Source organism: Micromonospora sp. CNZ296 (assembly GCF_007827635.1).
Map to the genome: position 1 here is coordinate 45750 of NZ_VISW01000016.1, position 13469 is coordinate 59218.

General features: G+C 73.4%; 15 protein-coding genes. 5 read left to right on the plus strand and 10 right to left on the minus strand.

Translation table 11 applies throughout. The features are described from left to right. Nucleotides 1–8: 8 nt before the first annotated feature. Nucleotides 9–1190 (plus strand): threonine synthase, encoded by a 1182-nt coding sequence (locus tag FB455_RS24555; protein ID WP_071096546.1) that lies wholly within the window; start codon nucleotides 9–11, stop codon nucleotides 1188–1190. A gap of 48 nt (nucleotides 1191–1238) precedes the next feature. Here FB455_RS24555 and FB455_RS24560 read toward each other — a convergent pair whose 3' ends face one another. Both FB455_RS24560 and FB455_RS24565 read right to left on the minus strand, forming a co-directional pair. Beyond that, on the minus strand, nucleotides 1239–1631 hold the full coding sequence (locus FB455_RS24560) for a cupin domain-containing protein (protein ID WP_013284343.1): 393 nt from the start codon (nucleotides 1629–1631) through the stop codon (nucleotides 1239–1241). Between the two features lie 249 nt (nucleotides 1632–1880). Further along, complete coding sequence (locus FB455_RS24565; protein ID WP_240322291.1) at nucleotides 1881–2234, minus strand: hypothetical protein; 354 nt, start codon at nucleotides 2232–2234, stop codon at nucleotides 1881–1883. A 328-nt stretch (nucleotides 2235–2562) separates the two neighbouring features. Between FB455_RS24565 and FB455_RS24570 the strand changes: the two genes are divergently transcribed. Then, complete coding sequence (locus tag FB455_RS24570; RefSeq protein WP_186461668.1) at nucleotides 2563–3579, plus strand: beta family protein; 1017 nt, start codon at nucleotides 2563–2565, stop codon at nucleotides 3577–3579. A gap of 2 nt (nucleotides 3580–3581) precedes the next feature. Here FB455_RS24570 and FB455_RS24575 read toward each other — a convergent pair whose 3' ends face one another. Further along, nucleotides 3582–3863: an iron-sulfur cluster biosynthesis family protein gene (locus FB455_RS24575; RefSeq protein WP_013284340.1), complete on the minus strand. Its 282-nt coding sequence runs from the start codon at nucleotides 3861–3863 to the stop codon at nucleotides 3582–3584. 316 nt (nucleotides 3864–4179) lie between these two features. On the opposite strand from FB455_RS24575, the gene dacB reads away from it, so the two are divergent. Continuing rightward, on the plus strand, nucleotides 4180–5763 hold the full coding sequence (gene dacB, locus FB455_RS24580; protein WP_145755045.1) for a D-alanyl-D-alanine carboxypeptidase/D-alanyl-D-alanine endopeptidase: 1584 nt from the start codon (nucleotides 4180–4182) through the stop codon (nucleotides 5761–5763). 22 nt (nucleotides 5764–5785) lie between these two features. On the opposite strand, the gene FB455_RS24585 is transcribed toward dacB, so the two are convergent. The 5 genes from FB455_RS24585 to FB455_RS24605 all read right to left on the minus strand — a co-directional run bounded on the left by FB455_RS24585 (nucleotide 5786) and on the right by FB455_RS24605 (nucleotide 10215). Next, nucleotides 5786–6097, minus strand: coding sequence for a hypothetical protein (locus tag FB455_RS24585; RefSeq protein WP_013284338.1), 312 nt, complete (start codon nucleotides 6095–6097; stop codon nucleotides 5786–5788). 87 nt (nucleotides 6098–6184) lie between these two features. Further along, a complete protein-coding gene (locus tag FB455_RS24590) occupies nucleotides 6185–7090 on the minus strand; it encodes a hypothetical protein (RefSeq protein ID WP_377627413.1) in 906 nt (301 codons plus the stop codon). Nucleotides 7091–7215: 125 nt separating this feature from the next. Continuing rightward, entirely contained in the window at nucleotides 7216–8364 is a 1149-nt protein-coding gene (locus FB455_RS24595) for a hypothetical protein (RefSeq protein WP_486481571.1), read from the minus strand. A gap of 750 nt (nucleotides 8365–9114) precedes the next feature. Further along, nucleotides 9115–9567 (minus strand): pyridoxamine 5'-phosphate oxidase family protein, encoded by a 453-nt coding sequence (locus FB455_RS24600; protein ID WP_013284335.1) that lies wholly within the window; start codon nucleotides 9565–9567, stop codon nucleotides 9115–9117. 54 nt (nucleotides 9568–9621) lie between these two features. Then, nucleotides 9622–10215, minus strand: coding sequence for a pentapeptide repeat-containing protein (locus FB455_RS24605; protein ID WP_013284334.1), 594 nt, complete (start codon nucleotides 10213–10215; stop codon nucleotides 9622–9624). A gap of 56 nt (nucleotides 10216–10271) precedes the next feature. Here FB455_RS24605 and FB455_RS24610 point away from each other — a divergent pair, with 56 nt between their 5' ends. Then, on the plus strand, nucleotides 10272–11504 hold the full coding sequence (locus FB455_RS24610; RefSeq protein WP_145755047.1) for a serine hydrolase domain-containing protein: 1233 nt from the start codon (nucleotides 10272–10274) through the stop codon (nucleotides 11502–11504). A 54-nt stretch (nucleotides 11505–11558) separates the two neighbouring features. Beyond that, nucleotides 11559–12200 carry an NAD(P)-dependent oxidoreductase gene (locus FB455_RS24615; protein ID WP_013284332.1) on the plus strand — a complete coding sequence of 214 codons (642 nt, stop codon included), beginning with the start codon at nucleotides 11559–11561 and terminating at the stop codon, nucleotides 12198–12200. A gap of 31 nt (nucleotides 12201–12231) precedes the next feature. On the opposite strand, the gene FB455_RS24620 is transcribed toward FB455_RS24615, so the two are convergent. Together FB455_RS24620 and FB455_RS24625 are read right to left on the minus strand one after the other, a co-directional pair. After that, entirely contained in the window at nucleotides 12232–12696 is a 465-nt protein-coding gene (locus FB455_RS24620; protein WP_013284331.1) for a PPOX class F420-dependent oxidoreductase, read from the minus strand. 32 nt (nucleotides 12697–12728) lie between these two features. Beyond that, nucleotides 12729–13370 carry a DUF6642 family protein gene (locus FB455_RS24625; RefSeq protein WP_013474202.1) on the minus strand — a complete coding sequence of 214 codons (642 nt, stop codon included), beginning with the start codon at nucleotides 13368–13370 and terminating at the stop codon, nucleotides 12729–12731. Nucleotides 13371–13469 lie beyond the last annotated feature (99 nt).

The following is a 13469-nucleotide window of genomic DNA, read 5'->3' on the forward strand; positions in this document are numbered from 1 at the left end:
GGACCACCGTGCACCTGACGCACCTGGAGTGCCCGCGCTGCGGCAGTGAACACCCGGCCGACGTGTTGCAGAACCTGTGCGGCTGCGGCTCGCCGCTGCTGGCCCGCTACGACCTCGCCGCGGTGGCCGCCACGGTCGCCCCGGAGCAGTTCGGGCTGCGCCCGGCCGACCTGTGGCGCTACCGGGAGCTGCTGCCGGTCGCCGATCCCCGCTTCGTCACCACGCTGGGTGAGGGCTGGACGCCGATGTGGCGCGCGCCGGCGTACGGCCACGAGATCGGCATCGCGGACCTGATCGTCAAGGACGAGGGGCTGACCCCGACCGGGTCGTTCAAGGCGCGCGGCGCGTCGGTGGGCGTGAGCCGGGCCCGGGAGCTGGGCGTGCAGCGGATCGCCATGCCCACGAACGGCAACGCCGGCGCGGCCTGGGCCACCTACGCGGCGCGGGCCGGGATGGGCGCGACGATCGCCATGCCGCTGGCCGCGCCGACGATCTGCCGCGAGGAGTGCCTCGCCGCCGGCGCCGACCTGCGGCTGATCGACGGCCTGATCAACGACGCGGGCCGGGACATCGCCGAGCTGATCGCCGGGTCGGACGGGGGGATCTTCGACGCCGGCACGCTGCGCGAGCCGTACCGCCTCGAAGGCAAGAAGACAATGGGGTACGAGATCGTCGAGCAGCTCGGCTGGCAGGTGCCTGACGTGATCGTCTATCCGACCGGCGGTGGCGTCGGGCTGATCGGCATCCACAAGGCGCTGCACGAGCTGCGCGAACTGGGCTGGGTGGAGGACCGGCTGCCCCGGCTGGTCGCGGTGCAGTCCACCGGGTGCGCGCCGATCGTGCGGGCGTTCGCGGCCGGGGAGGAGCGCGTCACCCCGTGGGAGGACGCGCACACCGTCGCGTTCGGCATCACCGTGCCCGCGCCGCTCGGCGACGAGCTGATCCTGTCCGCGCTGCGGGACAGCGCCGGCACCGCGATCGCGGTGGACGACGCGGAGATCCTCACCGACCTGCGTGACTTCGCCGCCCGGGAAGGGCTGCTGCTCTGCCCGGAGGGCGCGGCCTGCCTGACCGCCGCCCGGCACCTGCGCGCGGGCGGGTGGATCCGGCCCGGGGAGCGCGTGGTGGTGCTGAACACCGGCGCGGGCCTGAAATACCCCGGCCTGGTGCAAGGAGGGGCCCCTTCTTAACGTCTCCGGTAGAGCAGGGGCCCCCGCTTAACACGTGCGCACCGGGCGTCAGGACGTCGGCGGCTCGTCCTCGCCCGCCTCCTCGGCGGCGTCCGCCTCCTCCTTCGTCTTGTGCACCGCGCCGTCGGCGTGCTCCGGCGGACCGTAGACGGTGTAGAGGACCAGCGGGTTCGGCCCGGTGTTGACGAAGTTGTGCTTCGTGCCGGCCGGCACGACCACCAGGTCGCCGGAGACGACCTCCTTCTTCTCCCCGGCCACCCGCGCCTCGCCGGTGCCGCTGACGAACGTGAGGATCTGGTCGATGCCCTCGTGGACCTCCTCGCCGATCTCGCCGCCCGGCGGAATGGTCATGATGACCAGCTGGGTGTGCTCCCCGGTCCAGAGCACGCGGCGGAAGTCGGGACTCTTCTCGGCGACTGTCGCGATCGTGAAATGCTCCATGGTCCGCTCATACCCCGATCCCGCGCCCGCCACGCCGGGAGTCGCAGATGGTGGAATTCCCCACGCCGATCCGGTTTGGATCCCCTGAGAGGGGGCATGTGCTGCCGACAAGACCGGTGCGGGCTGGGCCGGTCGAGCCAGGTCCCCGCCGGCGTACCGCCGTACGGCTGCGGTGGTGGGAGACGGCCGGAGCGCGGCGACGTTACGACCGGAGGTCGTGCGGCGCCGTGCGCTCGTCTGTGCGTCCGGTCAGGCCAGCACGGCCAGGTGGAACGGGCGGTCCGCGTGCCCGCTCGTGCCGTGCGTCTCGACGAACACCGCGTTGGCGATGCCCGAGCGCGGCGCCACGGTGATGACACCCTGCGGGACCAGCCCGTTGGCGGTCGCGGGGCCGACCGTCCCGACGTACGCCGCTCCGGCCACGTCCTGGTCGAACGAGACCTGGTACATCCCGGCGGCGAGCCGGGTGGCCGAGGTGGCGCCGAGGCCGCGGACGAGCCTTCCGTTGGCGTCGACCACGGCGAACAGCATGCGTGCGGTGGCCGGCAACCCGACCGGCGAACACGAGTTGATCTCGGTGTCGGCGCGCGCGGCCTCCCGCATGCTCGGGATCGGCTGGCCGGTGGTTTCCCTCCTAGCTCTACGGCTGGGCATGGTGATCCTCTCTCCCGCCGGTACGCCGGCAGGAGGCGTTCGTACGCGTCCGGGCGATCGTCGGCGGTCCCCCTCGGTGATTCCGACGCTATGTCGGCGAACCGCCCGGCAACCAGCCGGAGGACTGTCCGATCACTGACAGTGGACAGCTCTGAGCTGCGGAAACGTCGGCCTTGCGGTCGATTCGCGACCGGCTCCGCCCCCCTGCGACGCCCGCTCCGGCACCGGAGCCGATCGGAAACCATGACGCAGCGCAATCGTCTGGCTACATTGAAGTATGGTGCCGCCGCTCCGAGGTCGATCTCCGGTCTACCGCCCGGTGCTGGCCGCACGGCGCGGGGAACTGGAGGCGCTGGCCCGGCTCGACGACGCCTCCGCCGCGCTCCTCGCACCGATCCTCGACGTCCCGGCGGACGCGACGTCCATCGTGGACTCCCTGACCCGGCTGCCCGCCGGGCTGCTGCCCGCCGTCGACGTGTCGGCGCTGCCGGACGCCACGGAACACGACCCGGTCCGCTGGGGCGTACCGCTGGTGCCGGTCATCGGTCTCGCGGACAGTGACCGGCGGCTGGCCGCGCACGGCGCGGCGGCCCGGGTCTGGGCACACCACGCGGTCGTCCGGTTGCGCGTCGGTCCGGACCGGGCCGGGCCGGACGCCGCAACCGCGGCCGCGGAACGGGTGTGGCGGGTGACCGGCCTGCTGCCCGAGCAGTGCGACCTGCTGCTCGACGCCGGGGACGTGTGCTGCCAGGCCGACGTCCGGCTGGCCGAGCCGAGGGTCCGGCGGGCGGCGCAGTGGGCCCGGCGGCACGCCTGGCGCTCGGTGACGGCGGCAGCCGGCGGGATGCCGCCGGCCCTGTCCCGGCTGCCGATGGACGAACCGGTCCGCCTGGAACGGTACGACTGGTCGCTCTGGCGGCGTCTGGCCGATCTGCGCCTCGGGTACGGCGACTACGGCGTCGGCTGCGCGGTACGCGACGCGGACGAGCCGGGCGACCGGACACCGACGCTGCGCTGGGCAGCCGACGACGCGTGGTGGGTCTACCGCTGGTCGCGGCGGGGTGGGCGGGGCGACGAGCGCTTCGCCGACCTGTGCCGCACGCTCACTGCCGCGCCGCACTGGTCCTCGGCCGGGGCCGGCTTCTCGTGGGGCGACCACGAGATCGTCCGGCGGGCCCGGCGGGGCGCCGGCGCGGGCTCACCCGCCAACTGGATCGCGTGGAGCACCTCGCACCACCTGGCGCACGTGCTGGCCGCGCTGGTCCGGCCGGAACCGGACCAGCGCGCCGGCTGAGTTCACTCCTTCTCGGTGAACCCGAACTGGACCACGCCCTCCTCGTCGACCATCGCGTCCACCGACGTGTCGTTGAGCAGCTCGGCCGCGTCCGAGTCGAGGAAGATGCGCGCACCCTCGGTGTCCACCACCTGGTCGCCCTGCACCGGCTGCGGCACCAGCTCGATCGAGAGCGAACCGGCGTCGGTGTCGGCGGCGATGCGCAGCCCGCCGGCGTCGGCGACGTCCTGCTGGGCGGCGAGGTCACGGATCACCAGGACGGCGTTGTCGGTCATGGTCAGCATGGCTGAACTCCTCATGGCTGGATGTCGGGTTTCGCGGGCGACACGGCCCACGCGGTCGGCTCGCGACCCGGAAGCGGGCGAGACACGATCTCGCCGCGCTGGAAGCAGGGCGGTTCCACCGCCCTCACCCCCACCGTGCCCGCTGCCAGGTCATCCGTCAAACGGAACCCGGCGATCGGCCGCTCCCCGGTGAACAGGGGTTTTCCCCGAGCCGTACCGGGAACACCGGGGGTTTGCGGTGACCGCATCGGCGGCCGCAAATAACCTTTCGCGCCGAAGCCTTTCCCGCAGGAAATCTCCGTGGCAGCATCTTCCCATGCATCGTCGCCTATTCCCCCGGGCGCTCGCGGTGCTGGCGCTGGTCGCCACCGCGGCTGCCGCCGGCACCACCACCGCCACCGCCGAAGCGCCCACCCCCGCGCAGACCCGGCTGAACGCCACCATCGACGCCGTCCTCGCCGACAGCCGGCTCAACGGGGCACAGGCGGGCGTGGTCGTCGTGGACACCGCCACCGGCCGCACGCTCTACGACCGCAACGGCACCCGGCGGCTCATCCCCGCCTCCAACACGAAGCTGCTCACCTCGGCGGCGGCGATGGAACTCCTCGGTCCGGGCCACCGCTTCACCACCGAGGTGAGCGCCGACGGGCCGCGGCGCGCCGGGATGCTCTCCGGCGACCTCTACCTGCGTGGCGGCGGCGACCCCACCATCCTCGCCGCCGACTACGACCGGCTCGCCGAGCAGGTCGCCGCGGCCGGCGTACGCGTGGTGGCGGGCGATCTGATCGCCGACGACACCCGGTACGACAAGGGCCGCCTCGGTCCGGACTGGACCTGGGACGACGAGCCCTACTACTACGCCGCCCAGGTGTCGGCGCTGACAGTGGCCCCGGACACCGACTACGACGCCGGCACCGTGATCGTCCACGCCGCCCCGGGCACCCGGGCCGGCGCCCTGCCGAAGATCACCATGACGCCTGACAACGGCTGGCTGCGGATCGACAACCGGGCCGAGACGGTCGCCGACGGCGAGACCACCATCTCCTTCGAGCGCGAGCACGGCGGCAACACGGTGGTGGTGACCGGCCAGATCGCCGTCGGCCAGGCCGCCGAGAGCGACTGGGTCACCGTGTGGGAACCGACCGGGTACGCCGCCGACGTGTTCCGCTCCGCGCTGCGGCGGCACGGCGTACGGGTGCTCGGCCGGACCGTGCTCGGCACCGCCACCCCCGACACCGCCAAGCCGCTCGCCCGGCACGACTCGATGCCGCTGGCCGACCTGATGGTGCCGTTCCTCAAGCTCTCCAACAACGGTCACGCCGAGGTGCTGACCAAGGAACTGGGCCGGCAACTCTCCGGATCCGGCACCTGGGCCGCCGGGCTGTCAGCGATCAGCGGGTACGTGGGCGACGCCGGAGTGGACACCGGCACGCTGCGCCAACGCGACGGTTCCGGGCTGTCCCGGCGCAACCTCGTCCCGCCGGCCCAGTTCGTCACGCTGCTCTCGGCGGTCCGCGCCGAACCGTGGTTCGACACCTGGTACGCCGCGCTGCCGGTGGCCGGCAACCCGGACCGGTTCGTGGGCGGAACGCTGCGCAGCCGGATGGGCGGCACGGCAGCAGCGAACAACGTGCACGCCAAGACCGGCAGCCTGACCGGCGCGTCAGCGCTCTCCGGCTACGTCACCGACGCCGACGGGCGGCTGCTCGCCTTCTCGATCGTGCTGAACAACTACCTCACCTCGTCGGTGAAGGGGCTGGAGGACCAGATCGCCATCGCGCTGGCCTCGTACACCGAGAAGGAGACGGCGACCGCCCGGCGGACGGTGCCGGCCGCGCCCGAGTCGCCGCGCGTGCCGGAGGGCCGGGAGTGCTCCTGGGTGAAGCCCGCGCTCTGCTGACCGGCCCGTGCCGCCCCGGTGCTCAGGCGCCGGGGCGGTACGGACGCGGGTCGGCCGCGGGATCGCCGCGCTCGACCAGCGCGTCGATCTCGGCCGACGGCAGCCCGCGCAGCGTGAGCACCCGGCGGCCCCACACGTGCAGGCGGCACGGGTGCGGGCTGGCGTCGTTGCGGCAGATGGTCCCGCCCGACCAGGCCCGCGGCGCGTGCACCACCACCGCCCGCACCGCGAACTGGACGTCCTCGACCGTCACGTACGGCGGCATCGGGATCTCGCGCAGCACGTCACAGTCGGTGCGCGGGCGGGCGGGGGCGACGGGGGCAGGGCCGGTCATCGGTCGGGCCTCCACAGAGGATGGTCGGACGGGACAACCGAAACGTACGACGCCCGGCCCGGTACGCGACGGACAAACTGTCCCCGCTCAGCGCAGCGCCACCGCCTGGAGACTGACGTTGCCGCAGTCGCCCAGCGACTCCTCCACCGTCCAGTTCATCAGCAGCTTCGCGCCGCGCGGGGCGCGGAACCTGATCGTGAACTCGGCGGTGAGCGCGGTGTGCGGATCCTCCATCCGCAGCGTGGTCACCGGGCCGCCGCTGGAGACGCGCACGTCGAGGCGGCCGCGGGCCATCCAGAGCCCGGCGTACAGACGCACCGTGCGCTGCTGCCCGTCGGCCGCAACCGCGAGGTTGAACCCGCTGCCCCGGTTGCAGGTGTAGACGCCGGACATGGTGCCACTCGCCGACGCGACCGGGTTGCCGTCACGCCAGGCGTACGCCTCGGGGTTGTTGCTGAAGCTCTCCCGCCGCCCCCGGCCGCCCTCGTCGCGGATCTCGCCGGAGCCGCCCCGCTTGCGGACCGTCCGGTCGGCACCGGTGAGCCCCCAGTGGACCCAGTCGGTGGGGCCGGCGGCGGTGAGGTCGACAGTGGCGGGCACCTCGGCGCGGGTGACGGTGACGGTCGGCGGCAACGCCGGCGTCGGTGACGGGGACGGCGTGGACGGCGACGGGCTCGGCGACGGCGGCCGCTGCCGGGGACGCAGCCCCGGGTTGACCACCGAGTCGCCGGCCTCGTTCGGCAGCCCGACCCGGCCGGGCGGCGCCACCGGCACCCCGGCGTGCTCCTCGCGTGGCGTGTCGTGCCGTTCGACGCCGAGGTAGACGGCCAGCGCCGCCAGGCAGAGGACCGCAGCCAGCCCTTCCAGCATCAGCCGCCGCCGGCGGCGCAGCCGGCGCAGCGCGGACCGGGTACGCGGAAGGCCGTGCCGGTGCGAGCCGGGGCCGGTACGCGGACGGTCCTCCTGGCCCACCACACCCTCCACTTCGGTCACGACACCGCCGGAAACGACAGGTGCGCGACGGGCTTCACGGTGTCACCGCACGGCTCTTTGCGCCATATGTCGAGTGACGGGCGTTTCCAGTTCGTTACCTGACGACCGCCCGCCGGACCGGCCGCTCAGCTTACCGTGATCGCCTGCAACGCCACCCCGTCGTTCTGCCCCCCGGTCACGGTCAGGGCGTGCCACCTGATCAGCAACCGCTCCCCGGGGGCCGCCCGGAAGCGGATGACGTACTGGTAGAAGCGGTCGCCCGCGGCGAGGGCGACCTCGCGGACGGCGGGATCGCCACCGCTGGACAGCGACAGGTCGAGCCGCGCACCGGCCGAGAACGTGCCGACGAACAACCGGACCGTACGCACATCCCCGCTCCCGGCCACGCCGAGCGTGAAGCTCTTCCCGGCGCCGCGCTGGAAGACACCCGCCCGGGTGCCCTCCTGACGCGCCGTCGGCGTGCCGTCGGTCCACTGGAGATCACAAGCGCCCGCGTTGTGCTCCAGCCGCTCGCCACCCGGATCCTGGATCTCGCCCGTACCGCCCACCTTGCGATGGAAGCTGTCCGCGCCGGTCCCGCCCCAGTGCCGCCAGTCCCGCGTACCGAGGTCGGTGAGCGACAACGACCCCGGCAGCGGCGCCAGGTCCACGTCGAGCAGCGGCCCGCCGGGTGCGACCGGGTCGCCGGTGGCCGGCGCCTGGTCGCTGGGCGCTTGTCGGCTCGGCGCCTGGCCGCTGGGTGCTTGGCCGCTTGGTGCTTGGTCGTTCGGTGCCTGGTTGCCGGGTGCCGCCACGGGCGCGGTCTCCCGGGCCAGCGGGGGTGGCGTGGACGACCGGGCCGCGTACGCCAGCGCCGCCACCAGGCCGGTCACGGCCACGGCCGCCAGTACGGCGCGCCGGCGTCGACGCCGCGCCCGGGCCGCGGCGACGCGGGTGGCCGGGGCGTCGGGCGGGGGGCGCATCGGACCGGCGATCGGGGCGAGGGTCCGGCTCAGCCGGGTCCTCGCCGCTCGGGCGGCGGCGCGCAGCCGGGCGCCCATCCCGCCGGTCACGTCGGACAGGCCGCCGGTCAGGCCGGCGAGGCGCGCCGGGATGCTCTCCCGGGCGGAGTGCCGGCCGGGTCTCGCCTCCGCCTCCTGAGGCAGACCGGAGCCGGCCGGCTCGTCGGCGGCGCCCGGCCGGACCGGTGACGGGCCGGACAGGTGCAACCCGATCGGGGCCGGCCCGACCAGCGGAACCCGGCCGCCGGGCGGACTCGGACGCGGCTCGGGCACCGACGCCGACGTCCCGGAGACGAGCGGGCCTGGCCCGAGCGTCCGGGAGGCTGGCGGGCCGGAGCTGGGCGGAGTCGACGTAGGAGGGCCGGGCGCGGGAGGGCCTGCGGGGAGCGTGCCGGGCACGGGCATGTCGGCTGGAAGCGGGCCTACGGCGGGAAGATCGGGAGTCGGCGGGCCGCCGGTACGCGGAGGCGGCCAGACAGCGGTACCCGGCGGTTCCAGGTCCCCCACGGAGACCCGATCGTCCGCGTCGGCCGCTGGGTGCTCGCCGTCCGGCGGGTTCACCGTCCGGGGCGTGGCGGGATCCGTGTCCCCAGGGAGGCGGCGTGGACCGGCGGGGCGCTCCGGCGCGTCGACCCCGTCGTCCGGTGTGGGCAGCCAGCCCCCGACCCGGATACCGGTACGCGCGATGTCGTCCTCAGCCACCGACCCTCCCTCGGCCACCGGCGGCGAGCGGCCCGGCCCCGTGGCTCGCCGTAGGGAGGATGACACAGAACGCGATCTTGCAGAAGGCATCAGCCCTCGCAATTCCCACGCCTGCCCGGCGCCGGCCATCCCAGCAGGACAGATCTTGGAGGATTTCCGCCCCCGCAGGGGCCATTCCGTACCAAGATCTCCCGTACCCAGCCACGGCGGACCTCGCCCACCCGAGACCGTCGGGTCGATCATGAAGTTGGCGGCGGCAAAACGGGCATCTAAGGCCGCTAACTTCATGATCGACGCGTGTCAGCGGGTGGGGGCGGCGGGTCAGTGGCGGGTGCGGCGTTCGAGGCCTCGGGTGGGGTGCCAGCTCTCGATCACGAGGTGGTCGGGTGGGTCGCCCACCCGGGTGAGCACCACCTCGGTCAGCTCGATCCGGAAACTGTGCGAGCCGTCCTCGGCGGGCGGCTCCTCGTGCGCCCGGCCGGCGATCTTCGCGTCTCCGTCCCAGGTGGACGGGTCGTCCGGCGGGGCGTCCTCGGTCGGGCTGTGCAGCGCCACCCGGGGATCGCGTCGCAGGTCGAGCGCCTTGACCGCGCCGGCCATGCTGCCCAGCCGCAACTGCCCGTCGTCACCGAAGTCGAACTCGGTGCCGCTGATCCGCGGCGAGCCGTCCCGCCGCAGTGTCGCCATCGTGCCGTGCTTGCGGACCGCGAAGCGGGCGCGTACCCGCGCCGCGAACTCGGGCTCGGCCGCCACCAGGTCGGACCACCATGTCATGCGCCCGAGTGTGTCCGGAAAACCTGACAACCCGCGGCACATTTCCCAGCGGACTCAGCCCACCTGGAAACCGAGCGCCTGGGCCAGCATCACCGCCTGCTCGGCGTCGATCCGCGCGCCGGAACGCTGCACCGCCGTCGGGTCGAGCGCGGACAGGTCGCTGCCGCGCAGGTCGGCCCGGATCAGCTTGGCGGCGTGCAACTGGGCGCCGGAGAGGTCCACGCCGGTCAGCGTCGCGCCGGTCAGGTCGGCGCCGGTCAGGTCGACCTCCCGCATCCGTACGTCGGTGATCCGCGCCCCGCGCAGGTCGGCGCCGGCGAGCGTGACGAAGGACCAGTCGCCCCGGTCGACCCGCAGCGGGCGCAGATCGCAGCGGTCGAACGTGCTGCCGACCAGCTTGCAGCCGGTGAACTCGGCCTCGAAGAGGTTGCACTTGCTGAACGAGCACCTGGTGAACGCCGAGTCGGTGTGCCGGGAGGCGTTGAACGCCACGTTGCCGAACACGCAGTCGGTGAAGACCGCGCCCCGGCTGACCGCCTCGGTCAGGTCGACGTGGAAGAACTCGCATCGCACGAAGTGCCGGTCGGCCAGCTCCTCGGCGTACCAGTCCTGCTGGCGGTAGGTGACGTCCTCGACCGGCTCGGGCATGCCACCGACCCTAATGACACTTCCGGGGCCGAGGTACCTGCGGGTAGGTTCGCGTCGTGAGTGTCACGGTGAGCACCGATCCCGGCCACGTCGGCTTCGATTCCGCCCGGCTGGGGCGGATCGACGAGCACTTCGCCCGGTACGTCGACGACGGCCGGCTCGCCGGCTGGCAGATCGTCGTCAGCCGCCGGGGCGAGGTCGCCCACTCCTCGACGTACGGGCTGCGGGACCGGGAGGCCGGTACGCCGGTCGAGGCGGACACGCTGTGGCGCATCTACTCGATGACCAAGCCGATCACCTCGGTCGCGGCGATGATGCTCTGGGAGGAGGGCCGGTTCGAGCTGAACGACCCGGTCAGCCGCTGGCTGCCGGAGTTCGCCGACGTACGCGTCTACGACCGGGGTTCGGTGCTCAAGCCGTACACCGTGCCGGCGGTCGAGCCGATCCGGATCTGGCACCTGCTCACCCACACCGCCGGCCTGACGTACGGCTTCGCCCAGGTCTCGGTGGTCGACGGCCTGTACCGGGCGGCCGGCTTCGACCTGGGCGTGCCGGCGGGCGCGGACCTGGCGGCGGCCTCGGCCGGGCTGGCCCGGCTGCCGCTGCTGTTCCAGCCGGGCACGAGCTGGAACTACGGCGTCTCCACCGACGTGCTGGGCCGCCTGGTCGAGGTGATCTCCGGGCAGTCGCTGGACGCGTTCTTCGCCGAGCGCATCCTGGGCCCGCTGGGCATGACGGACACCCGCTGGTGGGTGGACGCGGCGGACTCCAAGCGCCTGGCCGCCCTCTACGCCCCGCACCCGGCCACCGGCCAGGCCGTACGCGCCGACGGGGTGGGCCGGGCCGCGCTGGCGGAGCCGACCTGGCACTCCGGCGGCGGCGGGCTGGTCTCCACGGCGGCCGACTACCACCGGTTCACCCAGTTCCTGCTGCGCGGCGGCGAGCTGGACGGGGTCCGCCTGCTCGGCCCGCGCACGGTGCGCTTCATGACCCGCAACCATCTGCCGGGCAACCGGGACCTGGCCTCGTTCTCGCCGGAGGGCTTCGCCGAGACGATCCTCGACGGGATCGGCTTCGGGCTGGGCTTCGCGGTGGTGCTGGACCCGGTGCCGTCGCGGGTGCCGAGCAGCGTCGGCGAGTTCTACTGGGGCGGCCTGGCCAGCACCGCGTTCTGGGTGGACCCGGTGGAGGAGGTCACCGCGCTGCTGTTCACCCAGCTGATGCCGTCGAGCACGTACCCGCTGCGCAGCCAGTTGCGCCAGCTCGTCTACTCGGCGATCGTCGACTGAGCCGGTTCGGCGGAACTCCCGCCGCCCGCCCGTGGGCTGCCTAGCCTGTGAGGCATGAGCGACATCGTCGTGTTCGGCGCCGGCGGGACGGCGGGCTCGCGGATCGCGGCTGAGGCGGTCGAGCGGGGGCATCGGGTGACAGCGGCGGTGCGGCGTCCGGAGGCGGTCGGCTATCTACCCCCCGGCGTACGCACGGTGACCGGCGACGCCACCTCGGCGCGGAGCGTACGCGAATTGGCCGAGGATGCGGACGTGCTGGTGGTGGCCATCGGCGGCGGCGAGCGCGAGTTGTGGCGCGACGCCGCGCGGACGCTGGTCGACACGCTGCGTGAGTTGCCCGACCCACCTCGGGTGATCCACGTCGGCGGCGGCTCGACGCTGCTCACGCCGAAGGGCACCCGTTACCTGGACGAGCCGGACTTCCCGGAGGAGTACCGGGACTCGGCGCACGGCCAGGCCGACGCGCTGGAGTTCTACCGCACCAGCGCGGACGGGGTGACCTGGACGTACGTCTCCCCACCGCCGCTGGAGTTCCACCCGGGTGAGCGGACCGGGCACTACCGCACCGGCACCGACCAGCCGGTGACCGACGCGCAGGGCCGGTCGGTGCTCACCTACGAGGACCTGGCGGTGGCGATCGTCGACGAGATCGAGAATCCCCGGTTCGGCAACGCCCGCTTCACCGTCGCGTACTGATCCGGCGCGTACTGATCCGGCGCGTACTGCTTCAGTCGGCCAGCCGGGCGGGGAAGCCGCCGGTGGCGATCGGACCCCAGGACTCGATCGTGACGCGGATCAGTGACTTGCCCTGCGCGACCATCGCCGACCGGTACTCGTCCCAGTCCGGGTGCTCGCCGGAGATGCTGCGGAAGTAGTCGACGAGCGGCTCCAGCGCCTCGGGCAGGTCGAGCACCTCGGCCACGCCGTCGACCTGCACCCACGGGCCGTTCCAGTCGTCGGAGAGCACGCACGCGGAGACGCGCGGGTCGCGGCGGATGTTGGCGACCTTGGCGCGTTCGGGATAGGTGGAGATGACCAGGCGGCCCTCGGCGTCCACGCCGCACGCCACCGGGGAGGACTGCGGGCGCCCGTCGGAGCGGGTGGTCATGAGCACGACGTGGTGGCGGGGGCGGAGGAACTCGATCAGGGCGTCCCGGTCGACCCGGGTGTTCTTCGCGATGCTGCGTGCCATGCCCTCGGTTCTACCAGGCCGGCCGGTCGATCTCAGCGCGGACGCCCGGCGGCCCGCTGCGCCGGGACCTGCTCCGGCACCCGCGGGCGGGCCGAGGGCCGCCAGGCACGGCCGTTGGCGTAGATCACCCGGAAACCGAGGTACGCGGCGAGCGGCGCCCAGTGTGCCGAGCGCATCCGCACCTCGGCGGCGTTGTGGCGCTGACCGTTGGCGAGCACGTCGAGCAGCACCGTCTCGAAGGCGGCCGACTCGACCCAGTCGACCTCGCGGGTGAAGCCGCAGATCAGCGCCGCGCCGGTGACGTCGAGGAACCCGCGCAGCGTGGCGTCGGAGGCGCGCAGCACCGAGCAGCTGCCGAAGTAGAGGCGGCGGCCCTCGCAGCGGCCGGCCATCCGCTCGGCCACGTCCGACAGCTCGACCGAGTCCCAGTCGGTGAGGCAGAGCCGGCTCGGCTCGCCGTGCATGGCGAAGAAGCCCACCCGGTGATCCGCGTACTGCTTGAGCAGCCACCTGTCGACGAAGTAGAACAGCTCGTCGCGGGTGGCCGCGTCCTTGTGGATGTAGCGGATGCGGCCGAGCCGTTCGAGCAGGTCGAGCGTGGGCAGGACGGATCCTCGTTCGTTGAGGTCGCGGTGCCACTGCCCCTCGACGCAGAACACGCCGCCACGCGCCAACGCCCACCTCCCCGCCCGTCGAGGTCGCCGCCCGGGTCCGGGAGCAGACGTTACCGCCCACCTCCGACGGGCGACACCCGGCAGCGCGTTCGCAAACAG